Annotated in this window: 23 protein-coding genes; 14 read left to right on the top strand and 9 right to left on the bottom strand. The window is 67.6% G+C overall.

Going from position 1 to position 21,881, the window contains the following annotated elements:
• Positions 1–12: 12 nt before the first annotated feature.
• The gene (locus NMP98_RS13920; RefSeq protein WP_254858471.1) at positions 13–900 is read left to right on the top strand and encodes a polysaccharide deacetylase family protein; all 888 of its coding nucleotides are present in this window, start codon (positions 13–15) and stop codon (positions 898–900) included.
• Positions 901–915: 15 nt separating this feature from the next.
• On the opposite strand, the gene NMP98_RS13915 is transcribed toward NMP98_RS13920, so the two are convergent.
• A complete protein-coding gene (locus NMP98_RS13915) occupies positions 916–2,316 on the bottom strand; it encodes a hypothetical protein (RefSeq protein ID WP_254858469.1) in 1,401 nt (466 codons plus the stop codon).
• Between the two features lie 106 nt (positions 2,317–2,422).
• Here NMP98_RS13915 and NMP98_RS13910 point away from each other — a divergent pair, with 106 nt between their 5' ends.
• From NMP98_RS13910 to NMP98_RS13900, 3 genes are all read left to right on the top strand, one after another.
• A complete protein-coding gene (locus NMP98_RS13910) occupies positions 2,423–3,673 on the top strand; it encodes an FG-GAP-like repeat-containing protein (protein ID WP_254858467.1) in 1,251 nt (416 codons plus the stop codon).
• 93 nt (positions 3,674–3,766) lie between these two features.
• Positions 3,767–4,645, top strand: coding sequence for a GAF domain-containing protein (locus NMP98_RS13905; protein WP_254858466.1), 879 nt, complete (start codon positions 3,767–3,769; stop codon positions 4,643–4,645).
• Positions 4,638–5,288, top strand: a complete 651-nt coding sequence (locus NMP98_RS13900; RefSeq protein ID WP_254858464.1) for an RAD55 family ATPase — start codon at positions 4,638–4,640, stop codon at positions 5,286–5,288. Before NMP98_RS13905 ends, NMP98_RS13900 begins: the two co-directional genes overlap by 8 nt.
• Before the next feature lie 13 nt (positions 5,289–5,301).
• Here NMP98_RS13900 and NMP98_RS13895 read toward each other — a convergent pair whose 3' ends face one another.
• Positions 5,302–6,225, bottom strand: coding sequence for a hypothetical protein (locus NMP98_RS13895; protein WP_254858462.1), 924 nt, complete (start codon positions 6,223–6,225; stop codon positions 5,302–5,304).
• Positions 6,226–6,320: 95 nt separating this feature from the next.
• Complete coding sequence (locus tag NMP98_RS13890) at positions 6,321–6,641, bottom strand: cupin domain-containing protein (RefSeq protein WP_367997238.1); 321 nt, start codon at positions 6,639–6,641, stop codon at positions 6,321–6,323.
• Positions 6,642–6,724: 83 nt separating this feature from the next.
• Here NMP98_RS13890 and NMP98_RS13885 point away from each other — a divergent pair, with 83 nt between their 5' ends.
• Both NMP98_RS13885 and NMP98_RS13880 read left to right on the top strand, forming a co-directional pair.
• Entirely contained in the window at positions 6,725–7,951 is a 1,227-nt protein-coding gene (locus tag NMP98_RS13885) for an acyl-CoA dehydrogenase family protein (RefSeq protein ID WP_254858461.1), read from the top strand.
• Between the two features lie 109 nt (positions 7,952–8,060).
• Positions 8,061–8,387 (top strand): DUF7521 family protein, encoded by a 327-nt coding sequence (locus NMP98_RS13880; protein WP_178915303.1) that lies wholly within the window; start codon positions 8,061–8,063, stop codon positions 8,385–8,387.
• Between the two features lies 1 nt (position 8,388).
• Here the strand turns inward: NMP98_RS13880 and NMP98_RS13875 are convergent, their stop codons facing one another.
• The 4 genes from NMP98_RS13875 to NMP98_RS13860 all read right to left on the bottom strand — a co-directional run bounded on the left by NMP98_RS13875 (position 8,389) and on the right by NMP98_RS13860 (position 12,402).
• Entirely contained in the window at positions 8,389–9,570 is a 1,182-nt protein-coding gene (locus NMP98_RS13875; RefSeq protein WP_254858459.1) for a hypothetical protein, read from the bottom strand.
• Between the two features lie 51 nt (positions 9,571–9,621).
• On the bottom strand, positions 9,622–10,833 hold the full coding sequence (locus NMP98_RS13870; protein ID WP_254858457.1) for a TIGR04347 family pseudo-SAM/SPASM protein: 1,212 nt from the start codon (positions 10,831–10,833) through the stop codon (positions 9,622–9,624).
• 1 nt (position 10,834) lies between these two features.
• The gene (locus tag NMP98_RS13865) at positions 10,835–11,128 is read right to left on the bottom strand and encodes an Htur_1727 family rSAM-partnered candidate RiPP (protein WP_254858455.1); all 294 of its coding nucleotides are present in this window, start codon (positions 11,126–11,128) and stop codon (positions 10,835–10,837) included.
• 119 nt (positions 11,129–11,247) lie between these two features.
• Positions 11,248–12,402: a TIGR04053 family radical SAM/SPASM domain-containing protein gene (locus NMP98_RS13860; RefSeq protein ID WP_254858453.1), complete on the bottom strand. Its 1,155-nt coding sequence runs from the start codon at positions 12,400–12,402 to the stop codon at positions 11,248–11,250.
• A 100-nt stretch (positions 12,403–12,502) separates the two neighbouring features.
• Here NMP98_RS13860 and NMP98_RS13855 point away from each other — a divergent pair, with 100 nt between their 5' ends.
• Positions 12,503–12,766 carry a DUF2249 domain-containing protein gene (locus NMP98_RS13855; protein ID WP_254858451.1) on the top strand — a complete coding sequence of 88 codons (264 nt, stop codon included), beginning with the start codon at positions 12,503–12,505 and terminating at the stop codon, positions 12,764–12,766.
• A 14-nt stretch (positions 12,767–12,780) separates the two neighbouring features.
• On the opposite strand, the gene NMP98_RS13850 is transcribed toward NMP98_RS13855, so the two are convergent.
• Positions 12,781–13,014, bottom strand: coding sequence for a DUF2249 domain-containing protein (locus NMP98_RS13850; protein ID WP_254858450.1), 234 nt, complete (start codon positions 13,012–13,014; stop codon positions 12,781–12,783).
• A gap of 41 nt (positions 13,015–13,055) precedes the next feature.
• Entirely contained in the window at positions 13,056–13,745 is a 690-nt protein-coding gene (locus NMP98_RS13845; RefSeq protein WP_254858448.1) for a helix-turn-helix domain-containing protein, read from the bottom strand.
• Positions 13,746–13,914: 169 nt separating this feature from the next.
• On the opposite strand from NMP98_RS13845, the gene NMP98_RS13840 reads away from it, so the two are divergent.
• The 7 genes from NMP98_RS13840 to NMP98_RS13810 all read left to right on the top strand — a co-directional run bounded on the left by NMP98_RS13840 (position 13,915) and on the right by NMP98_RS13810 (position 21,841).
• On the top strand, positions 13,915–14,433 hold the full coding sequence (locus NMP98_RS13840; RefSeq protein ID WP_254858446.1) for a halocyanin domain-containing protein: 519 nt from the start codon (positions 13,915–13,917) through the stop codon (positions 14,431–14,433).
• Between the two features lie 307 nt (positions 14,434–14,740).
• A complete protein-coding gene (gene nosZ / locus NMP98_RS13835; protein ID WP_411911622.1) occupies positions 14,741–16,588 on the top strand; it encodes a TAT-dependent nitrous-oxide reductase in 1,848 nt (615 codons plus the stop codon).
• Between the two features lie 3 nt (positions 16,589–16,591).
• Complete coding sequence (locus NMP98_RS13830) at positions 16,592–17,317, top strand: hypothetical protein (RefSeq protein WP_254858443.1); 726 nt, start codon at positions 16,592–16,594, stop codon at positions 17,315–17,317.
• Positions 17,318–17,320: 3 nt separating this feature from the next.
• Complete coding sequence (gene nosD, locus NMP98_RS13825; protein ID WP_254858441.1) at positions 17,321–18,694, top strand: nitrous oxide reductase family maturation protein NosD; 1,374 nt, start codon at positions 17,321–17,323, stop codon at positions 18,692–18,694.
• On the top strand, positions 18,678–19,589 hold the full coding sequence (locus tag NMP98_RS13820; RefSeq protein ID WP_254858439.1) for an ABC transporter ATP-binding protein: 912 nt from the start codon (positions 18,678–18,680) through the stop codon (positions 19,587–19,589). The genes nosD and NMP98_RS13820 overlap by 17 nt, the downstream gene beginning before the upstream one ends.
• Complete coding sequence (locus tag NMP98_RS13815; RefSeq protein WP_254858437.1) at positions 19,586–20,473, top strand: ABC transporter permease; 888 nt, start codon at positions 19,586–19,588, stop codon at positions 20,471–20,473. The genes NMP98_RS13820 and NMP98_RS13815 overlap by 4 nt, the downstream gene beginning before the upstream one ends.
• Positions 20,474–20,590: 117 nt before the next feature.
• On the top strand, positions 20,591–21,841 hold the full coding sequence (locus NMP98_RS13810; protein ID WP_254858436.1) for a M20 family metallopeptidase: 1,251 nt from the start codon (positions 20,591–20,593) through the stop codon (positions 21,839–21,841).
• The last annotated feature ends 40 nt before the right edge of the window (positions 21,842–21,881 follow it).

Genomic DNA, 21,881 nt, shown 5'->3' with positions numbered 1-21,881 from the left:
GAGAGGTCGCCGATGGCTGAGGATGCCACCTTCCATCTGTGTCTCACACACGACGTCGAACAGGTGTACAAGCGGTTCGGCGCCATCTACGGCACGCTTCGGGACCGCAACCCACGGCACCTGAAAGCGTTGCTCCCGGGAACAGAGCCGTACTGGCGCTTCGAGGACGTGATGGCTATCGAGGACGACCTCGGCGTCCGCTCGGCGTTTTACTTCCTGAACGAACAGCGCCTCCGCAACCGGCCGGTTCGGGAGTGGCTCTCGGCACGGAGCTGGCAGCTGTACGGCGACCGTTACTCTGTCAGCGACCCTGACATCGCCGACGTCATCCGCCGGCTCGATTCGGGCGGCTGGGAGGTGGGACTGCATGGGTCCTACGAGTCCTACCGGGAGCCACAGCGCCTCCGTGCCGAGAAGGGCAAACTCGAAGCGATTCTCGGCGGCAAGGTGGTCGGCGGCCGGCAGCACTACCTGAACCTCGACGTACCGGATACGTGGGAGATGCAGGCCGACGTCGGACTCCGGTACGACGCCAGTCTCGGCTCCTCGAAGACGTACGGCTTCGACCACGGCTACACCCCGCTTCGACCGTTCGACGACGAATTCGTCGTGTTCCCGCTGACGGTGATGGAGCTGCCGCTTCCGAACGTCGAGCGTCGGCCGAACCGGGCGTGGCGGGTCTGTAAGCGACTGCTGGAGGAAGCCCGTGAGAACGGTGCCGTCATGACCGTACTGTGGCACCCCCGGTTCTTCTACGAGAACGACTTTCCGAACTACGGGTCGCTGTACCGGCGGCTCATCGAGCGCGCACTCGAACTCGGGGCGTGGGTCGGACCGCCCGGGGAACTGCACGAACAGCTCGACCACACGGCGGGGGCGGAGATGGGACCGAACAAGTAGCGGCCGCCGCCACGCCTACACGAACACGACCGGCCGAGAGATAATCCACAGCGACAGCACCGTGTATCCGACCATCAGGACGACAAGCGGGAGGTGGCCGCGGCCAGCCGAATCGCCGTATCGCTCGACTGCGACGCGGTGGGCGGCGACGACAGCGACGACGTGACCGAACACGACGAGCGCAACTTGGGACCCCCAGAAGGCTGGCATCGAGAGCCACCCGAGCGGGTCGAGCGGCCCGACGGCGGGCCCACGGGAACTGGCGGCGATTTCGAGCAGCGTGGCGAGGCTCCGAAGGACGTAGGGGTAGTTGTGGGCGATTTCGTAGGCGGCCGCAATCGGAAGGATGGTAGGGGCGAAGCCGTACAGCGCGTCGACGACGGAACCGTCGGCGGGCCGTCCGAGACGTTCGACTGCCCACCCGGTAAAAGCGAACGTCGCGACGAATCCAACGAGGCCAGCGGTGTACAGGAAAATGGCTGTTTCGGGACCGGTACCGAGTGCGTCCCGGGTCGCGAACAGGACCGTCTGGAACGCCCGGAGGTTGGTGAAGCCGTCGAAGCTCACCGTGTACACCATCGCGACGACGAAGACGACGCTCGCGACGCCGTAGACGGGGTCGCGACATCCCTGCCACGGCGGGCGGGCGGCGACGGCGTATCCGCCGTCGTCGGTCCGAGACCACTCCAGCGGCGCCACCCGACCGAACAGACGATAGAACACTGCAAGCGGGTCCGCTCGCCGGAGCCACGACCGCCCGAAACAGCCCGCGCCCACGACCATCGTGAGGCCGTAGGCCGCGACGACGGCGGTCGTCAGCCGCGGCGACCGGGGAACGACCGTCAGCGTCTCGGTGATGCCGACGAGAGCGAGAAAGCCGACGAGCGCCGGCCACGTCCCGAACGCCGTCGGGTAGGAGCCGAGCAGGGCGACGGCCCCGCCTTCGAGTCGAACGAGGCCGTCGTAGACCGCCTCCCACGGCGACAGCGTCGGCCACGGGGTTCCGAACAGGATGGCCAGGAGGGCGACCCCTCGGAACCACACCGGCCAGACGAACACCGTCGCGGCGTTCTCGGCTGGCACCTGTTGCCCGACGACGCCGGCGACGAGAGCCGCGAGCACGGCGAGAAAGAAGAGCCCGCGGGTCACGCCTCGGAGTGGCCCGGCGACCGACGACGGGACCGTCAACAGATGGCGGCGATGGGGAGACTCGGTCGGTTCCGGGGAGCGGGCCAGCCACAGCGCCGTCACTGCGACGGTGACGCCGGCACCGACGAGGAGCAGCCACAGCGGAATCGGCGCGTCGAAGCGAGAGCCGGTCACGTCGTGTGCGGCGGCCACGCCGGGACCGACGGCGAACGCGGCGACAGCGACGATGCCGACAGCGAGCGACGACGTGGGCCGGCGGTGAACCATTCGACCGAGGGTAGTCACCGACGACCCAAAAGCCGCTCTGGTTCGTGTCTCGAACGTCCGTTTCCGATGAATACGCTTTTGCGCGGCGATTCCCGAGGAACGACAGATGCGCGTCCGCACAGCGGTCGTCCTCGGCGGGTTGCTCGTCATCCTCGGCGCCGGCCTCGTCGTCGGGTTGGGTGGCATCGGCGCCTCGCCGTTCGGCGGCACTTTCGAGGAGTCGTGGGTGAGCGACACCCCGCGTGACAACGAGTTCAACCACCACGCCATCGGTGCCGGGAGCGATGGTGACGTACTCGTCGCGCCGGTCACCGAACAACCCGGTGGCGACGCCGAGTTGACCGACGCCTCCTGTTCGCTCGTCCGACTCGCCGCCGACGACGGCGAGACGCTGTGGCGGGACGGAATGCCGCCGGAGGCGTGTTTCACCCACGCGCTCACCGAACCGGCCATCGACGACATCGACGGCGACGGGAAACGGGAGGTCGCCGTCGCGACAACCGAGGAGGCACTCGTCGTCTACGACGGAACGGACGGCAGCGAGCAGTGGCGCGTCCCGCTGTCGACGTACGGCTACGCGCGGCCGACGATAGCGAACGTCACGGCCGCAGACGGGCCCGAAATCGTCGCCAGCGACATCGGTGGCGGCGTCGTCCTCGCACACAACAACGGAACCGTCGCGTGGCGGGTCGCGCTGAACGAAACCGTCGGCGAGCGGCAGTCGGTGTATCAATCAGCCATCGTCGAGGACTTCGACGGCGACGGCCGACCCGAAATCCTCGTGGGGACCACCGAAGCGTTGGTGTTGCTTTCCGCCGATGGAACGGTCGAGTGGCAGCGCGACGACGCCGCACGGTACGTCGCAAGCGTGGAAACCGACGGCGGCGCACGGATAGTCGCCGCCGGAACATCGACCATCCGGGCCCACGACGGAGCCTCCGGCACAGAGACGTGGAACCGGTCGATTACGAACGGCCGCATCCACACCGTCGCCGACGGGGACGGCGACGACACTCCCGAAGTGTACCTCGGACGAATCGAAAGCGAGGTCGTCGTCTTGGATGCCGAATCGGGCGACACGGAGTGGTCCACGACGGTGTCGGGCGAGGACACCATCGTCGCGGCGCCCCGACTCGGTGACGTGACCGGCGACGGCCGGCCCGAAGTCCTTGCCGCGGCCCGAACCGGGACCGTCACCGCCCTCGATGCCGATTCCGGCGGGGAAGTGGCCGTCTACGAGCGCGCCGTACCCGTCTGGACGTTCGTTACCCCCGCCGACATCGACGGCGACGGCCGCGATGAGGTGTTGGTCCGCTACGGCGACGGTCGCGTCGTCGCCCTCGAATACGCGTCTTAGTAGCCGCTTCGGCCACTTGAGCGAGGTTTTGTTCACGCCGAAACCTGCAATATAGTCCACATCCTTTACTATGGGGCCATCTGACAGTGCTGTATGATTCTCTGTGTCGACCCGAGCGAGGACGACCGCGAGGCGACGCGGGCGGCCCTCGATTCTACCTACGAGGTCCGGACTGCAGCGTCGCTGTCCGATGCGCAGGGCGTACTCTCCGAGCGGCCCGTCGAGTGTCTCGTCACGGAGTACGACCTCCCCGACGGCACCGGGTTGGAGTTGGTTCGAGCGGTGCGAAACGACGCGCCGGACGCCGCGTGTATCCTGTTTACCGACACGGCGCTGGACGAAATCGACACTGCCGCCTTCGGAGACGTGGTCGCGGAGTATCTCCCGAAAGACGACCCCGATGCCCACGGGGAACTCGCCGAACTCGTCGAACACGCGCTGTTGTTTCGAAACCAGACGGCGTATCCGCTTCCGGACGACGAGGACGCGCGAGTGGCGGCGCTCGAACGGTACGCGACCGACCCCGAATCCCTCGGCGACTCCCTCGACCGACTGACCGAACTCGCCACGGCACTGTTCGACCTCGACGCCGCCGCCATCGGCCTCATCGACGCCCACGAACAGCGATTCCTCTCCTGTTTCGGCATCTCTTTCGGCCCGGTCGAACGCGAGGAGACGGTCTGTACCTACGCACTGCTCGACGAGGGGGTGACCGTCATCGAGGACACCAGCGAGGACCCACGGTTCGAGGACAACGAGGGGCTACAAGCCGCCGACATCCGATTTTACGCGAGCGCGCCCATCACGACGCCTGAAGGACACACCATCGGGACGTTCTGTGTGTACGGCGACGACCCGCGAACGGTCTCCGAACGCGAGCGCGAACTGCTGTCGCTTCTGGCCGACGAGGCGATGGAGCAACTGGTGTTGCGTCGACGGCTCCGCGACTCCGGAGGTGAGCGCGATGAGTGACGACTACCGGTTCACCGACTTGCCGCTGGACGATATTCGACCGGGTACCAGCGTGCTCGTCTCCGGTCCGACCCACGACGGCTCCCGGAGTCTCGGTATGCAGATGCTCGCGGGTGAGTACGACGAGGGCGCTATCATCGTCACGACGAACCAGCGCGCCTCCCGGATGGCTGAGGACTGCCAGCGATTCGGCATCGACGTTCGAGACGACCGAACCGCGATTCTCGACTGCGTCGGCGACGACGACGACCCGGACGTGCCCGCTCGTGTGTTGCCCGTCTCCGGTCCCGCCGACCTGACGGGTATCGGAATGCGGTTCTCGGACGTGTATCGGGAGTTCAAAACCACGGACATCGACCGCGTTCGGACGGGACTCTGTTCGGTGTCGACGCTGTTGTCGTTCGGCGACCTCCGGACGGTGTCTCGATTCGTCCACACGCTCGTGGGCCGTATCGACAAAGTCGACGGACTCGGCGTGTTCGTCGTCGACCCCACCGGACACGACGAACGGGCCATCAACACGCTCGCGCAGTTCTGTTCGGGACAAATCAAGGTTCGCGACCGCGACGGCAGTGCCGAACTCAGGACACGGGGACTGTCCGACCAACCCCGGGAGTGGACGCCGTTCGACGCGTTCCCGTGAACACCACAGTGGGTCAGACCAACTCGAAGGACTCGGGAACCGTCCGTCCATCCCGGTAGCGTTCGAGGTAGTAGACGACGCCGGGTTGATGTGCCGCGCCGACGATGAGGTGGACCTCCTCGGCGTCGTCGTTGTGGAAGACAGAGTAGTCGGCCATCCGCTCGTTTCGGGCGTGGGTGACTATCTCCAGTTCCGGGTCGTGTCCTCGGAGCCACTCGCGTTCCAGCGGTTGTGGGAGGAAGTTGCGCTCGTAGTATCGCTGGAGGGCGCCGAGTCGCTCGGGGTTGCGACTCGCCTCGCTGCTGAGCGCGAACGCCTCGTAACTCTTGCCGACCGCGAGGTCCGTGTGGGTGGTCAGGAAATCCGCCGCCACGTCGCCGAGGGCGCGTTCGAAGGCTTCGCCGTACACCGGCGTTCCGGAGTCGATGAGCGAGAAGGTGGCCTCCCGGAACGTCTCCGTGACCCCGGGAAGGTTCTCCAACAGCGCGTCGACACCGGACTCCGGCAGCGACTCCAGATGCGACGGCAAATCGAGTTCCGCACACCGTTGCATCGCCCACCGGTAGTCGTCCATCTCACAGGTCGAAGGGAAGTCCTCGAAGTACATCGGCCGGATGCCCTGCTCGCAGTAGACGACGGCACCGCGGTCCTGAAACGCCGAGACGTGCTCGCGGAGGAACGACCGCTCCTCGTCGGTGTCGGCGTGGGTGACGCCGTGGACGTGGAAGGCGTGGCCGTCGACGACGACGCGAGTTCCCGGAAGCCCCTCGTCGTCGGAGTCGGATGCCTGCGTTCGCCGGATGGCCGCCTCCCACACCGCCTTCGCCCGGAAGTACGCCTCGTGGACCGAATCCGTCTCGAAGTGTTCGGCCAACTCCTCGAGGCCCTCGGCGGTTCGAATCGCGTCGATTCGGTCGGCGGGGTCCGCTCGGTCCATCAGTTGTTCTGTGTGTTCGGCGGCAATCAAAGCGTCTTCGCTGTGCGCGTGTCATACCCACACACGAAAGAGACGGTCGGCGGACCGAGGACCGTTCACCGCGAGGCGAGGACGAGCAGCGCCGTGGCGTCTGTGACCGCCTTCGGCGAGATATCTTGGTCACCGTCGAACCGAACGACTGACCCAGCATCGAGTTCGTGCGTCGAGTCGTCGAGTACGAGGTCGAGACGTCCATCAAGGAGATACAGCACGATGTGTCGGTCGGGGTGGCGGTGGGCCGGTATCTCCTCGCCGGCCGAAAGCGACAGTCGAACCGTCCGGGGTTCGGTTCCCGGAAACACGTTCGCCTGCGGCGTCGAGTCGAGGTCCGAGAGGTGGCGTTTCGTGGGCACGTTCGGCGTTCGAGCGCCGACCACGTCCACCCGTCGCCGAACATGTTCGTGTCTCAGTCGCTGGGATTCCGCACAGCCGTTGTTATGTGGCGTGACGAGGATTACCCATGGAATACGACGACCCCGAAGCAGGCCGCGTCGTTGCCGAGCGGACCCGCGAGTTCATCGACGACGTTGTCGTTCCGAAAGAGCGTTCCATCGCCAGCGGCGGCGACGTGTCCGCACACACCGTCAAGGAACTGCGGGACGCCGCACGGGAGTACGAGGTGTACGCGCCCCAAATCGACGCCGAGTACGGCGGGCTCGGCTTGAGTTTTCGAGAGGCGTTGCCCGTCTTCGAGGCCGCCGGCCGCTCGCTGCTCGGGCCGCTCGCCCTCCGGGTCGACGCCCCCGACGAGGGGAACATGCACCTGTTGGAACTCGTCGGCGACGACCTCCAGAAGGAGCGGTATCTCCAGCCGCTCGTCGACGGGACGATGCGGTCGGCGTTTGCGATGACTGAACCGCAACCCGGTGCAGGGTCGGACCCGAAGATGATTCGGACACGCGCCGAGCGCGATGGGGACGAGTGGGTCATCGACGGCCACAAGTGGTGGACGACACAGGGCGTCGAGGCCGACGTGTTCGTCGTCCTCGCCCGAACGGACCCCGAGGTCCACCCCTACGAGGGGTGTTCGCTGTTCCTCGTCGACGCCGAGACGCCGGGTGTCGATGTGGTTCGGAACATCCCCCACATGGGCGGCGGGCCGACGGGGAAGAGCCACGCCGAGGTGAAATTCGAGAACGTTCGCGTCCCCGACGAACACCTCCTCGGCGAGGAGGGTGAGGGCTTTGCCGCCGCCCAGCGGCGTCTCGGCCCGGCACGGCTGACTCACTGTCTGCGGTTCTCCGGTGTCGCCGACCGCGCCCTCGACATCGCGGCGGCGTATCTCTCCGAGCGGGAGGCCTTCGGCACGCCGCTTTCGGACAAGCAGGCCCAGCGGTTCGCCATCGCCGATTCGGGGACGCGACTCCACGCCGCCCGGACGCTCGTGCGCCACGCCGCCAACCGAATCGAAGCGGGCGAGGAGGCACGCACCGAAGTCGCGATGGCGAAGACGTTCACCGCCGAAGTCGTCCAGGAGGCCGTCGACAACGCCGTCCAAGCCTGCGGCGGCAGCGGCATCGGCAAGGACCTCCCGCTGTCGGATTTCTACGAGTCGGTTCGTGCCTTCCGTATCGTCGACGGCGCCGACGAGGTTCACAAGCGCGTCGTCGCCCGGGAGTTGCTCGCCAACCCGCCGACGGAGGAACTCGACGTGCTTCCGACGTTCGAGAGCCGGACCGTCGAGTAGCCGTGTCGACTCTCAGGAACTGGGACGCCGACTACCGATTGAAACCCACGGGTGCCGTATTCATGAGTATGAAGGGTGGACAACGGCACACACGGAGGGGACTGACCAGATGACCGCCGACGGACTCCAGTTGGCCGTGGTCGTGGCCAACACGGTGACGCTCGTCGTCGGCGGATTCGTGACGCTGCTCGCCGTCCGGGCATACCGACGAACCGGCTCGCGGTCGCTTCGGGCGCTGTCGGCCGGCCTCGGCTGTATCACCGGCGGGACGCTGCTCGGGGGGCTACTGCACCAATCGGAACTCGCCTCGCTGCTCGTCGGTGTCACCGTCCACAGCGCCTCCATCGCCCTCGGGTTCCTGCTGTTGGCGTGGTCGCTGTTCGGCCCCGATGCCGCCTTCGAGCCGCAACTCACCACGTCGAGGGACGAGCAGTGACTTACCTCCGGTTTCGGCGCGCCCAGAACACGGCGAGCAACACGACCGCGTGAGCGACGGCGCCGGCCAGCGCCAGCCACCGACCACCCTCGACGGCCGCCTCCGTGCCGACGAGCAGTCCACCGCCCTCCGCGACGACGCCGACGGCGAGCAGGGCGACGGCGACCCCTGCGGTTCGGTCGTCGACCCCCATCGCCGAGGCGACGGTCGGCGGATAGAACTGGTATTCGACGCCGACGACGGCGAGGCCGAGAAAGCCGAGCAACGCGAGGCGAGCGTGGGCCGAAGCGACCCCGGGACGGATTCCGCCGACCGCCATGTAGACGCCGAGCAGTGCGACCCCCGCCGCGGCGACGGCGGCAACGGCGACGGTGTACAGCCCGATTCGACGCCGATCGCTCCGGAAGAACATGTCGACGTAGGCGACGGCGAACCCGAGGAGAGCGAGCGCCTGAACGCCGGCCCCGAGGTGGAACCACCCGCCGCCGCCGAAGGAAGTCGTCAAAAGGAGCGGCCCGGCCGCGCCGGCGGGGAGGACGACGGCCACGAGCGGCCACCGCGGTTCGACGACGAGGAATCGAGGCAGCAGTCGGAAGCCGAGCGTGAACACGAGGAGCGCGGCCGTCCCGGCCGCGAAGAGGTGAGTCACCGGCGGGCCACCGGTCGGGAGTGGACCGAATCCGACATCGAGCGACAGCACCGACCCGAGGAGGAGGTAGCCGAGCGCGACGGGGACGAAGGCGTTGGCGAAGCGGTCGACCCGCCGTCTGTCGGCCTTCGCGTCGCTGGTCCCGGTTTCGCCGCCGGAGAGGTTGTCGCGGACGCTCCAGACGAGGGTCCCGACGAAGACGAGACAGCCGAGCGCCCACAGCGCGGCGCCGGCGGTCCCCCACAGGGTCGGAACGAGCCCGACCGCCTCCGCCGCGACAGCGGCGGTCCCTAGAACCGCAAGCGGGAGATGAATCGCCGGCGCTCGCGGGAACGCGAGCGCTCGGTCGAAGTAGGAGGGAACGAGCGCGTAGGCCTTCCCGAACACCGTATGCAGGACGAAGCCGTACAGGCCGACGACGACGGTGGGGCGGCCGACGCCGGCGACGACCGCCGCCTGCCAGCAGACGAACCACCCGAGACCGGCGAGTACGAACAGCCGCGTCCACCGCGCAGTCGTCGAGGAGGCGCTCATCGGCGGCGGTTCGTGGCCAAGCGTGAAAGTCCTCGGGGGCGCCGCGCCCGCTCAGTCGGCATCTGCGGTCGGCGGCGGCGCTCCCCGGCGCTCCTCGGCGTCGAGATAGCACTGCGGGTCCGGACCGAAGAGGCCGTTGCCGGCCGACAGCGCCCGGAGTCGGGAGCCGCCGCGGCAAACCTCTTGATAGCGACACTCCGCACACCGGCCACGGAGGCGCTCCGAGCGGTTCCGAAGCGCCGCCAACAGCGGGTTCGACTCGTCCTCCCAGATGTCGCCGAAGGACCTGTCGCGGACGTTGCCGAGGCTGTAGGTGCGCCAGAACTGCGTCGGGTGGACGTTGCCGCGGGAGTCGACGGCGGCCACTCGCTCGCCTGCGGGGTCGCCGCCGTTGCGCTCCAGTCGGTCGTAAACGCGCCGTGCGGCCACCTCTCCGAACCGTTCGCGGGCGTACTCGACGAGGAACCCGGCATCGGCGTAGTTGCCGACCAAAAGCGTCTCTATATCGTCACCCGAGCGGTGGGCCTCGACAGTTCGGTCACACAGCGTTCGGACGACCCGGCGGCGCTGGTCGTCGGTCAAATCGACGCCTTCGAGGTCGGCACCGCGGCCGCTGTAGGCGAGATGATAGAAACAGAACCGGTCGACGCCGACCTCACGGAGCAACTCGATGACCCCTTCGAGGTCGTCGACGTTCCGACCGGTGACCGTGTACCGTAGGCCGGTCTTGAGGCCGACATCGAGACACGACTCGATGCCGTCGATGGCGGCGTCGAAGGCGCCGTCGACGCCGCGGAACTCGTCGTTGCGCTCGGGGAGGCCGTCGACGGACACCCCCGCGTAGGCGAGGCCCGCTCGCTTCAGTTCACGGGCGCGCTCGACGGTCAACAGCGTCCCGTTCGTCGACAGCACCGGGCGAAGTCCCTCGTCTGCGGCGTGGGCGACGAGTTCCGCGAGGTCGTCTCTGACGAGCGGTTCGCCGCCGGAAAAGAGGACGACGGGGGCGCCGTAGTCGGCCAACTCCGAGAGGAGCCGTTTGCCCTCCTCAGTCGTCAGTTCGTCCCCGCCCGGCCGCTCCGGTCCACCTGAACCCGCATAGCAGTGCGCACAGCGCAGGTTACAGCCGTTCGTGGTGTTCCAGACGACGACGGGCCGTCGCTGTGGTGCCGTCGAGACGGGGTCGGTGTCGCCGGTGTCGACATCGTAACGGAGTCGGTTCCCGCCTGCGGCGTGGTCACACAGCAGCGTGCTGACCGAAATCACGTCAGAACCCCTCCGTGGTTCGTGGCTCCTCCCGCGGCACGTCGGCGGAGGCGCCCTCGGCCTCGTGAGTGCTGAACCGCGACATCTCCTCGGCGGGACACACCCAGATGTCGGTGGCGTACCACGCGAACAGCCGACTGGCCAGTTCGTGGGCCGTCTCGGCGCCGCGGGCGCGGACGCTCCCGGCGTGGCGCATGGGGTCGTCGCCGGCGTCCCGGACGAACACCTCCCACTCCCGGCCGGTGGGTGCCCGTTCGCCGCCCTCGGTTCGGCTTCGTTCCGGTCGTTCGACCATGGCGGGCGTCGGTCCGCCGTCGGCAAATCGATTTCCCCGAAGATGTTCGCTACAATCGATAGCCGGGAGTCGGTTCTCCGTTCCAAGATACGACCGCATTCGAACCCCGAGTTCCCTCCTCACCACGGAACGCCCCCGTCCGAATCGGTCGCCGCGACGCCGTCCGGGAGCGGGCCGTCGTACCCCTCGGGAACGTACGGACACAGGGGATCGCTTTCGAGCGGGTCGCCGGTGGTCGCGAACGCCCGCGAACGACTCCCGCCACAGACACCTCGGTAGGGGCAGGCGCCACACTTCCCGCGCAGTCGGTCGCGGTCCCGAAGCCGCTCGAACAGCGGCGCACTCCGGTACGTCGAGACCAGCCCCCTCTCTCGGACGTTGCCGGCGGATTTCGGCAGGAACCCCGAGGGGAACACCTCGCCGGTGTGGGAGACGAAGGCGAAGCCGTCGCCGGCGACGATGCCCGACCGTCGGCCGAGGCCATCGGTGTCGGTCGGGGCGTCACCCACTGCCGGTTCGGAACCTTCCCGTTGGAGTCCGACGCGGCGGTAGTGTGGTGCTTCGGTCGTCTTCACGCCGAACGGCGCCTCGTCGGCGACGGCGTGGAGCCACTCCATGACCGACTCGGCGCGGTCGGGGCTGACGGACTCCAGTCGACGGCCCCGACCGACGGGGACGAGGAAGAACACCGACCAGAGGACGGCGCCCAACTCGGCGACGATGTCCCGAACCGCCGGCAGCGTCTCGACGGTCGCCGCACAGACGGTCGTGTTGATTTGCAAGGGGAGGCCGACCTCGCGGGCGGTTTCGGCGGCGGCTTTCGTCCGCTCGAAACTTCCCACCTCCCCCCGGAAGGTATCGTGAACGGCCGCGGGGCCGTCGATGCTGAGCGCGAGCCGCTTGAGGCCAGCGTCGGCCACCTCACCGACTCGGTCGGCCGTCAGCGACGCCGTTCCGCTCGGGGTGAGCGTCATCCGGAGGCCGACGTCGCTGCCGTAGGCGACGAGGTCCCGAACGTCCTCCCGAACCATGGGGTCACCACCCGAGAGGACGACCAGTTGCCCGTCGCCGAAGCGGCGGGCCGCATCGAGCAGTCGTTTGCCCTCCTCGGTCGTCAACTCCTCGGGGTGGCGCTGGGGGCGAGCGGACGCCCGGCAGTGGTCGCAGGCGAGGTCACACGCCTGAGTCAACTCCCAGACGAGAACGAACGGGCGGTCGTCGGTGTCGACCGGAGCGGCCGGCGGTCCCTCGGAAGTGGGCGCTTTCCTCGACATACGTCGTCGTTCGTCTCACGCCCCCGAGAGTGCCGTCCCGAACCTGTTCGGGAGAACACACTGGAGCGTCCCCCGCCACGGTTCGAGTATGTCCGGGACGATGACCGACCCACCGATAGCGGCGTGGCGGCGAGCGCTTGCCGCCCCGGAGGACCGACCGACGGAGTTCCTCGATGTGCGCGAACTCCCGCCGCCGGAACCGCTCCAGCGGACGCTCGAAACGGTGCCGGAACTCGGCGACGACCTGCTGTTGCAGTTGAACGACCGGGCGCCGAAGTTGCTGTACCCCAAACTCGACGACCGGAGGTTGCAGTACGACACGGTGACCGTCGAGGACGGCGTCGTGACCGCCATCTGGCGGTGAGTGCGACTCGGCGACTACTTTTTCGGCAGGCGAGCGACGAACTCTTGGGGACCGCGCTGTTCGACCTCGTAGCCCTCGGCGTCGAAGGCCTCTACCTCCGCGCTGAACTCGTAGAACAGTGGCTTCGGGTCGTGGTCGTTGCGTATCGTCAGCGTCTCGCCGGCGTCTAACTCCTCGAAGGCCTCGTGAATCGTCGGGTGGCGTTCGGTCGGCGCGAGTTCGCGAACGTCGAGTGTCGACTCGGACATACCCGCCACTCGACGGCGGAGTTGGGTGGACGTTCCCCCGATTATGTTCGGTTCGAGAGCATCGTCGGCGAGTCGGTCTGGGCCTCGATGTCGCCTCGCGGGACGAGGTTCTGTTCGGTGAACCGGCGGATGACCCGCCCCTCGGCGCGGTGGAGCGTCTCGCTACACGTCGATTTGGCGAGCCCCACCGCGTCGGCGAGTTCGGTGAGCGAACACTCCCGCGGCGTGTCGTAGTAGCCACACTCGACGGCCGTCAACAGTAACTCGGCCTGTCGCTTCGAGAGCAGTCGGTCGGGGTCCGTGTCCTCGTGGACGGCCTCGACGGTGTAGGAGAGTCCGAACCGGTCGAGTTCCTCGCCGAGGGTCGATAGTCGGTCGTGGGAGGCCCGAACCTCGATTTCGGCGGTGCCCTCCCGAATGACCACCGGCGGTTCGATGGGAATGCCCGAGGCCTGCGCCGACAGCAACAACAAGGGGGCGGTCGTCTCGATTTGGACGACGACGCGGCCCGCGGACTGCTGGAGCGGCTCGGCATCATTTATTTGAGGGTTTTCGACCATCGAGCGAATCACCGGCTCCAGCTCGGGGGCAGTAATCTCGACGAGTGCGAACCCAACGTCGTCGGTGGGCATCGTCGCGAGCACGCGAAACGTCGCGTCGGCGTGCGTCGTCGTCACCTGGTGAATCCAGGTTCGCTCCGGGAGGTCAATGGTGAGTTCGGCACGTGGCATACCCAAAGGGTACGGAACGCGACGGCAAAGCCCCGTCGTCGCCTCCCATATGTTGGGATTCACCCGTGTGAGCGACGCTCGCCGCCGGGGCGAACATGTTCGGCCAGGTCCCGAGCGGTGAGACGCCCCTCGACGGTCTTTATCCATCGGTGTCCTCGCTCCGAACGTAATGGGACGACACGATTCGACGCGGCGGCGAGTGCTTCAGGTGACTGCAACGACGGTTGCCGCGGGCCTGCTCGCCGGCTGTACCGGCGGTGGCAATGGCAACGGCAACAGCGGAAACGGCAACGGTGACGACACCCCGGGCGACAGCGACGACAGCGGCGGCGACAGCGGTGGTGACACACCCGACTTCGACGGCTGGTTCGACGGCGTGCCGAACTACGACGGCGTCACCGACGCGACCGGCGAGTCGGAGGTCACGGTCGACGTGGGAGCCGGCTCCGACGGACTGACGTTCGACCCGCCGGCGGTTCGGGTCGACAGCGGCACGACGGTCCTTTGGGAGTGGACCGGCAACGGCGGCGCTCACAACGTCGTCGCCGACGGCGGCGACTTCGAGAGCGACCTCTACAGCGAATCCGGCGAGACCTTCGAGTACGCCTTCGACAGCGCCGGAACGTACAAGTACTACTGTAATCCCCACAAGACGATGGGGATGAAAGGCGTCGTCGTCGTCGAGTAAGCCGTCGAGTTCGAGCCCCCTTCCTTTCTCGCGTGCGTGTCGGCGGCGGTGTCGCCATCCTTCGAGTGTCCAGCCTCCGACAGCGGGTGCGCCGAACGCCGCTGCCCGGAGCATTGACCCGACAGATGGGCGGTCGGCCGAACACGTTCGGGACCATCTCAGGTGTCGGGACCCTGCTCAGGATGGTATATGCGTCCCTCCAGTACTGCCGCATGTAGCACCGCCCGGCGACCAACGATACCAGAGGACAATGACGAACGAAACGACCCATACGGAGACGGACGACGCACAGGGCCGGGAGGAGGAGATGCTGTTACCGCAGTTGGGCCTCGACCGGCGGGACTTCATGAAAGCCGGTGCCGCCGCCGGGACCCTCGGGGCCATGGCCGGTTGTACCGGCCTGCTCGACCGCGACGACGGGACCGGAGCCGGTGGCGCAAGCGGCAACGCCGACGCCCACGTCCCACCCGGGGAACTCGACGAGTACTACGCGTTCCTCAGCGGCGGCCACTCCGGGGACATCCGCGTTCTCGGGTTGCCGTCGATGCGAGAAATCATGCGCATTCCGGTGTTCAACCACGAGAGCGCACGCGGCTACGGCTACGACGACAAGAGCAGCGAGATGCTGGAGGAGGCCGGCGGCTACACGTGGGGGGACACCCACCACCCGCGTGTCAGCCAGACGGACAACGACTACGACGGCCGCTGGGCGTTCGTCAACGACAAGGCCAACGGCCGGATGGCCCGTATCAACCTGAAGTACTTCGAGACGGACGCAATCGTCGACATCCCGAACCAGCAGGGGACCCACGGCGCCTGTTGTGTCCTTCCGGACACGAAGTACGTCATCGGCGTCGGCGAGTTCCGCGTCCCGCTGGAGAACGACGGCCGCAGTCTCGACGCCCCCGACGAGTACGGGTCGGTGTTCGCCGCCATCAACCCCGAGACGATGAACGTCGAGTGGGAGGTGTTGGTCGACGGCAACATGGACAACGGCGACGGCGGCAAGGAGGGCAAGTGGTTCTTCACCACCGGCTACAACAGCGAGGGCGGCGTCACCGAATCGGAGATGACCCAGTCGGACCGCGACATGGTGAAGGCGTTCAACATCCCGGCCATCGAGGCCGCCGTCGAGGCCGGCGACTACGAGGAAATCAACGAGGTGCCGGTCGTCGACGGCCGGCAGGACAGTCCGCTGAACAGCGGGAGCGACCCCGTCGTCAAGTACATCCCGACGCCGAAGAGTCCCCACGGCGTCAGCGTCACGCCGGACAACAGCTACGCCATCGCCAGCGGGAAACTCGACCCGACGGCGACGGTCATCGACATCGCGGCGCTGGGCGAAGTCGACGACCCCGAGGAGGCGGTCGTCGGCCGACCGCGGCTCGGGATGGGGCCGCTGCACACCGCCTACGACGGCCGCGGCCACGCCTACACGACCCTGTTCATCGACTCGCAGGTCGTCAAGTGGGACATCGAGGCCGCCGTCGAAGCCGACCTCGACAGCGAGGACCCGGTCGTCGAGAAAATCGACGTCCACTACAACCCCGGCCACCTCATCGCCAGCGAGTCCTACACGGCCGACCCGGCGGGTGACTGGCTCATCTCGCTGAACAAGCTCTCGAAGGACCGGTTCCTGCCGGTCGGGCCGATGCACCCCGAGAACGACCAGCTCATCTACATCGGCGACGACGAGGGTGGAATGGAGTTGGTGAAGGACAAGCCGTCCTACGCCGAACCCCACGACGCCTCCATCGTCCACCGCGACAAGATTAGCCCGGCGAAGACGTACGACCCCGAGGACATCGACTTAGAGCACACTGCCGCCGGGGAGGAGTCCGTCGAGCGGGTCGCCGACGACCGCGTCGAGGTGAAGATGTACTCGATGCGCAACGAGTTCGGCTTCCCGGACATCACCGTCAAGGAGGGCGACACCGTCGAGATGCAGGTGACGAACATCGAGACGACGAGCGACATCTTACACTCGCTTGTCATCCCCGAGCACGACATCAACATCAAGATGGCGCCACAGGAGACGACGAAAGTGACCTTCGAAGCCGACGAGCCAGGTGTCTACTGGATGTACTGTGGGTTCTTCTGCAGTGCACTCCACTTGGAGATGCGCTCTCGGCTCCTCGTCGAACCGGAGGGATAACCCATGAAGTCGTCGCTCGCGCGGTTCGGCGAACTCCGGCGTGGGTTGCCCCTGCTGGCGGCGGGGCTCCTGCTGGTCGCACTCGCGGTGCCGATGTGGCGTATCACGCTCACCGCGCCGCAGTACCCGACCGAGACGCTCGCAATCGAGCTGTACGCCTACCCGCGGCTGGGCGGCGACTACGTGGAGGTCCACAGCCTCAACAAGTACGTCGGGTTCTACTACCCCGACCCCGTCTACGTCGAGCCGAACTTCCCGGTCCACGAGAAATCCATCCGCGTTCCGGAGTGGATTCTCGGCCCGGTGGCGTTCGTCGCCATCGCCGCGACCGGCGTGTTCGTCTCGCTGGCGCCGACCGCCCGGAAGCTCAAACGCGGACTGACCGCCCAACTGGGCGGGACCGTCGTGACGTTCGCCGTCATGTTCGCACTCATCCAGTACCGGCTGTATCAGGCCGGCCACTCGCTTGACCCCGATGCCCCGCTGCGTGGCGTCGAAGGGTTCACCCCGCCCGTGTTGGGCGGCTACGAGGTGGCGAACATCAGCGGATTCGCGTGGTTCGGCCCCGGCGGCTACCTGACGATGCTGGCGGTCGTCCTGTTGGGCGTCGCCTACCTCGCCCGCGACAGCGAGATGCGGTTCGGGGACGTGCCCGAACTGGTCCATGAACGAATCGGCGGCATCCGCCGACGAGACAGCGGCGTTCGGAACGAACCGGGTGGTGACTGAGCCGTGACCCGCCTCGAAGCCGGCTTCGCGGTCGCGGTCGTGGCCGCCCTCCTCGTGTCGGTGACCGCGCCGTTCGTCGTGGCGGCGCCGGCCGACGAGGCGCCCGATGGCTTCGACCTCGACGAGACCAACGCCTATGAACCGCCGTCGGTGCCCGAGGAGTCGACCGCGACGGTCGGCGGGCAGACGTTCTCTGAGGCCCAACAGGCCATCGATGCCGCCGGTCCCGGCGACACCGTCGTCCTCGAAGGCCGCTTCGAGGACCGCTTGAGGGTGAACACCAGCGACGTGACCGTCAGGGCCGGCGAGGCCGGCGCGGTCGTCGACGGCGGCGGCGAGGGGAACGTACTCCTCATCGCAGCCGAAAACGTCGCCGTCGAGGGGCTGTGGCTCCGAAACTCCGGCTACGACGCCGGGGGCGAAGACGCCGGCGTCTTCGTCGAGGGGACGGCGAACGGAACCGAACTCCGGGACCTGTACCTCTCGGAAATCACCTTCGGTGTGTGGGTCGACGGCGCCGACGACGTGACCGTCACCGACAGCCGCATCGAGGGACGGGAGGACGTCGAGCGCCGCACCGACCGCGGCAACGGCATCAACCTCTGGGAGACTAGGAACTCGACGATCCGGAACACCGAAATCACGGACGTCCGCGACGGCATCTACTACTCGTGGGCCGAGGACGTCGTCGCGACGAACAACACCATCTGGGACAGCCGTTACGGCGTCCACTACATGTACTCCAACGACAACCGACTGGAGGACAACCTCGCCGTCGACAACGACGTGGGTTATGCGCTGATGGTCAGCGACGGGTTGACCCTCCTCAACAACACGGCGGCCCGCAACGACGGCACCAGCGGCCACGGCATCCTCCTGAAGGACATCGAGCGCTCCGAAATCCGGGGCAACGTCCTACTGGAGAACGGCAACGGCCTGTACGTCTACAACGCACAGGACAACCGCATCGCCGGGAATCTCCTGTTGCGCAATGCGGTCGGCATCCACGTGACCGCGGACAGCAACGGACAGGAGGTCGTCGGGAACAGTTTCATCAACAACGAAGACGCCGTCCTGACGACGACACAGAACCTCATCGTCTGGAACGGCAGCGACCGCGGGAACTACTGGTCGGACGCCCGCGCCGTCGACCTCGACGGCGACGGGACGAGCGAGGTCCGCCACCGACCGGCGGGGCTGGTCGAACACCTCGTCGCCGAGCGGCCACAGGCGCGAATCTTCGTCGACAGCCCCGCCTTCGACGCGGTTCGACTCGCCGAGAGTTCGTTCCCCGTCGTCGACTCGCCGGGTATCGTCGACAGACAGCCGCTGGCCGACACCCCACACGACTGGAGGCACTATGCGAATCACAGCTAACGACGTCCGCAAGGAGTACGGCAGCGTGACGGCCCTCGACGGGCTGTCGATAGAGATACCCGACGGCAGCACCTTCGGCGTCCTCGGGACGAACGGCGCCGGCAAGACGACGCTGTTCAAACTGCTGGTCGGACTGGACCGACCGGACGGCGGCCGACTGGCTGTCGGCGAGCAGTCGGTCGCCGACGCCGGCACCGAGATACGAGAGCGTGTCGGCTACCTGCCCGAACGGGTCGGCTTCCCCGGCGCGCTCACGGGCCGAGAGGTGCTGTCGTTTCACGCCCGGATGCGCGGCCTCCCGCGTGACGGCCGCATCGACGACGCCATCGAGACGGTCGGTCTCTCGCCGTCGGCCGCCGACCGTGCCGTCTCGGGATACTCCAACGGGATGCGCCGGCGGCTCGGACTCGCCGCCGCCATCCTCCCGGAGCCGCAGGTGCTCGTCCTCGACGAGCCGACGGCGGGACTTGACCCCCGGGGCGTCGCCGAGTTCCACGGCATCATCGACCGCGTGCGGACGGAGACGGGCGCGACGGTCGTCCTCTCATCGCACGTGCTCTCGGAAATCGAGCGGCTGTGTGACCGGGTGGCAATCCTTGACGGCGGCCGCGTCGTCACCGCGGGGCCAGTCTCGGAACTCGTCGACACCGACGACGTGACGGTTCGAATCCGCCCGGAGCGCGAGGCGTCCCTCGAGTCACTCACAGACGCCGCCGAACCGTTCGGCACCGTCTCGACGGCCAACGGGGCGGTCTCTGTCCGGTGTCCGGCAGGCGACGTTCCGCCGCTTTTCGCGGCGGTCGACTCGGCGGCCGACATTGTCGACGTGACCGTCGAACGCGAGAGTCTCGAAGCGGCGTTCCACGGCGCACTCAACACGGAGGTAAACGCATGACCGACTCGGCCGACGAACCGACGCCCGACGGCGGCTACGCGGCCGCCCACGAAGCGTCCGCGGCGTCCAGCGAGCGGCCGCGACTGCGGCAGATAGCCACGGTCGCAGTCACCGAGTACCGACTCGCGCTGCGGAGTCGGTGGGCGCTGGCGCTTGCGGCGCTGTTCGCGCTGTTCGGGACGATGCTCGCGACGTTCAGCGGGTCCGCGGTCGGCCCCGAAGGGATGGAGCGGGTCGTCGCCAGCCTCACCAGCCTCGCGGTGTATCTCGTGCCGCTTTCGGCGCTGGCGTTCGGCTACGACGCCGTCGTCGGCCGCGACGAGGAGGGCTGGCTCGAGGTCGTCTTCTCGCTGCCGGTGTCGCGGTGGCGGGTCGTCGCCGGGACGTACCTCGGACGGGTCGCCGTCCTCGCCGGTGCGACGGTGCTTGGCTTCGGCGTCGTCGGCGCCCTGCTCGTTCGGGAGTTCGGCATCGCCTACTGGGGGGCGTTCCTCGCCTTCCTGGCCGGTGCGGTCGCCGTCGGCGCGGCGTTCCTCGCAATTGCCGTGCTCGTCTCGACGCTGGCCCGCGAGAAGACCCACGCCCTCGGCGGCGTGTTGCTCGTGTGGGTGTGGTTCGTCCTCGTCCACGACCTGCTGGCGCTGGGCGTCGTCGCGGCCTTCGAGTTGCCGGAGGCGGTGCTGAGTGTGTTCGTCCTCACCAACCCCGCGAGCATCTTCCGCGTGCTCGTGTTGGGCCAACTGGGAACGACCGCCGGGAGCGGGTTCGCGGCCGTCCTCTCGGCGACGGGGCTTTCGACGCCGGGACTCGTCGCCGCGCTCCTCGCGTGGTGTGTCCTCCCGGTGGCCGCGGCCGGCCTGTTGGTCTCCCGGCGGCGATTGTAGGGAGTCCGACTGTTCCACGACCTTCGAATCCGCTGCCCGAACCGTCGAAGCGCTGACGTACCACCAGCACCTCTATCGGGTGACTGTGTCGCAGCACCGACAGCACCACACTACACGATGACTCACAGCGACCCTGCGACGTACGTTGCCGAGAACCGGTCGGAACTGGTGCGGACGACGCTCGATGTACTCGCCGTCGACACGTCGAACCCGCCCGGCGACACGCGCACCCTCGTCGAGGGAATCGAAGCGGAACTCGACGGATTGGGCGTCGAAACCGAACGGTTCGCGGTCGACCCCGCGAAGCCGAACCTCCTCGTACGAGTTCCGGGTGACGGCGACCGGACGTTCTGTTTCAACGGCCACCTCGATACGGTGCCGTTCGACGCCGAAACCTGGGAGTACGACCCCCTCGGCGAACGAGTCGACGACCGCATCTACGGCCGCGGCGCGACCGACATGAAGGGGCCGCTGGCTGCGATGCTGCTCGCACTGCGGGCGTTCGTCGAAGCCGACGGGAAGCCGCCGGTCGACCTCCTGTTCACGTTCGTCAGCGACGAGGAGGTCGGCGGCGACGCGGGCCTTCCCGCGCTGTTGGCCGCCGACCGACTCGACGCCGACGCCTGCGTCATCGGTGAACCGACCTGCTCGGACGGCCGATACTCCGTCGTCGTCGCCGACCGTGGGAGCATCTGGTTGACGCTGGAGGCGACCGGCGAGGCTGCCCACGGGTCGCGGCCGGTTCTCGGCGACAACGCCATCGACCGCCTGTACGGTGCCGTGACCACGCTTCGGGAGCGGTTCGGGAAGCGCGAACTCGACATCGACGCCACGGTCGAACCGATACTGGAGGAGTCAATCGAGTACTACGCGCCGACGATGGGCGCCGAGACGGCTCGTGAGCTCTTTGCCTACCCCTCAATCAACCTCGGAACCATCGAGGGCGGCGAGGCGATAAACAGCGTCCCACAATCCGCGACGGCGGAAATCGACATCCGGCTGACGGCGGGGGTACAGACGCCCGACGTTCTCTCGGAGGTTCGAGAGTGCGTCGCGACGTGTGACGGCGTCACCATCTCGGAGGTCTCCTGGAGCGTCGGGACCGTAGAGCCACCCGACAGCCCGCTCGTCGAGGCCGTCGCCTCGACGGCCGAAACCGTGACCGGCCAGCGGGTGTACCGCCGGAGTGCGACCGGCGGGGGAGACGCCAAGAAGCTTCGCAATGCTGGTGTGCCGACCGTCGAGTTCGCGGCTGGAACCGACACGGTCCACGCTGTCGACGAGTACATCACGGTCGACGCTCTCGCGACCAACGCGGCCGTCTACGCGCGGCTCCCCGCCGTCTGGGCCGACACGGAGGAACTGTGAACACGCTGCTGGCAGGGCCATCTTTAACATCGTTGCGTGC

This window comes from Natronomonas gomsonensis (assembly GCF_024300825.1).
Lineage (GTDB): Archaea > Halobacteriota > Halobacteria > Halobacteriales > Haloarculaceae > Natronomonas > Natronomonas gomsonensis.
The sequence above is the reverse complement of the archived record's forward strand: the minus strand, read 5'-3'. Positions and strand labels throughout refer to the sequence as shown.

What these genes read in the sequence shown, in the direction of transcription:
- NMP98_RS13810 (WP_254858436.1), top strand. Translation starts at nt 20,591, where the DNA reads ATGACTCACAGCGACCCTGCGACGTACGTTGCCGAGAACCGGTCGGAA.
- NMP98_RS13910 (WP_254858467.1), top strand. Translation starts at nt 2,423, where the DNA reads ATGCGCGTCCGCACAGCGGTCGTCCTCGGCGGGTTGCTCGTCATCCTC.
- NMP98_RS13855 (WP_254858451.1), top strand. Translation starts at nt 12,503, where the DNA reads ATGACCGACCCACCGATAGCGGCGTGGCGGCGAGCGCTTGCCGCCCCG.
- NMP98_RS13865 (WP_254858455.1), bottom strand. Translation starts at nt 11,128, where the DNA reads ATGGTCGAACGACCGGAACGAAGCCGAACCGAGGGCGGCGAACGGGCA.
- NMP98_RS13830 (WP_254858443.1), top strand. Translation starts at nt 16,592, where the DNA reads ATGAAGTCGTCGCTCGCGCGGTTCGGCGAACTCCGGCGTGGGTTGCCC.
- NMP98_RS13875 (WP_254858459.1), bottom strand. Translation starts at nt 9,570, where the DNA reads ATGAGCGCCTCCTCGACGACTGCGCGGTGGACGCGGCTGTTCGTACTC.
- NMP98_RS13815 (WP_254858437.1), top strand. Translation starts at nt 19,586, where the DNA reads ATGACCGACTCGGCCGACGAACCGACGCCCGACGGCGGCTACGCGGCC.
- NMP98_RS13885 (WP_254858461.1), top strand. Translation starts at nt 6,725, where the DNA reads ATGGAATACGACGACCCCGAAGCAGGCCGCGTCGTTGCCGAGCGGACC.
- NMP98_RS13915 (WP_254858469.1), bottom strand. Translation starts at nt 2,316, where the DNA reads ATGGTTCACCGCCGGCCCACGTCGTCGCTCGCTGTCGGCATCGTCGCT.
- NMP98_RS13880 (WP_178915303.1), top strand. Translation starts at nt 8,061, where the DNA reads ATGACCGCCGACGGACTCCAGTTGGCCGTGGTCGTGGCCAACACGGTG.
- NMP98_RS13895 (WP_254858462.1), bottom strand. Translation starts at nt 6,225, where the DNA reads ATGGACCGAGCGGACCCCGCCGACCGAATCGACGCGATTCGAACCGCC.
- NMP98_RS13860 (WP_254858453.1), bottom strand. Translation starts at nt 12,402, where the DNA reads ATGTCGAGGAAAGCGCCCACTTCCGAGGGACCGCCGGCCGCTCCGGTC.
- NMP98_RS13905 (WP_254858466.1), top strand. Translation starts at nt 3,767, where the DNA reads ATGATTCTCTGTGTCGACCCGAGCGAGGACGACCGCGAGGCGACGCGG.
- NMP98_RS13845 (WP_254858448.1), bottom strand. Translation starts at nt 13,745, where the DNA reads ATGCCACGTGCCGAACTCACCATTGACCTCCCGGAGCGAACCTGGATT.
- NMP98_RS13850 (WP_254858450.1), bottom strand. Translation starts at nt 13,014, where the DNA reads ATGTCCGAGTCGACACTCGACGTTCGCGAACTCGCGCCGACCGAACGC.
- NMP98_RS13840 (WP_254858446.1), top strand. Translation starts at nt 13,915, where the DNA reads ATGGGACGACACGATTCGACGCGGCGGCGAGTGCTTCAGGTGACTGCA.
- nosZ (WP_411911622.1), top strand. Translation starts at nt 14,741, where the DNA reads ATGCTGTTACCGCAGTTGGGCCTCGACCGGCGGGACTTCATGAAAGCC.
- NMP98_RS13920 (WP_254858471.1), top strand. Translation starts at nt 13, where the DNA reads ATGGCTGAGGATGCCACCTTCCATCTGTGTCTCACACACGACGTCGAA.
- NMP98_RS13900 (WP_254858464.1), top strand. Translation starts at nt 4,638, where the DNA reads ATGAGTGACGACTACCGGTTCACCGACTTGCCGCTGGACGATATTCGA.
- NMP98_RS13820 (WP_254858439.1), top strand. Translation starts at nt 18,678, where the DNA reads ATGCGAATCACAGCTAACGACGTCCGCAAGGAGTACGGCAGCGTGACG.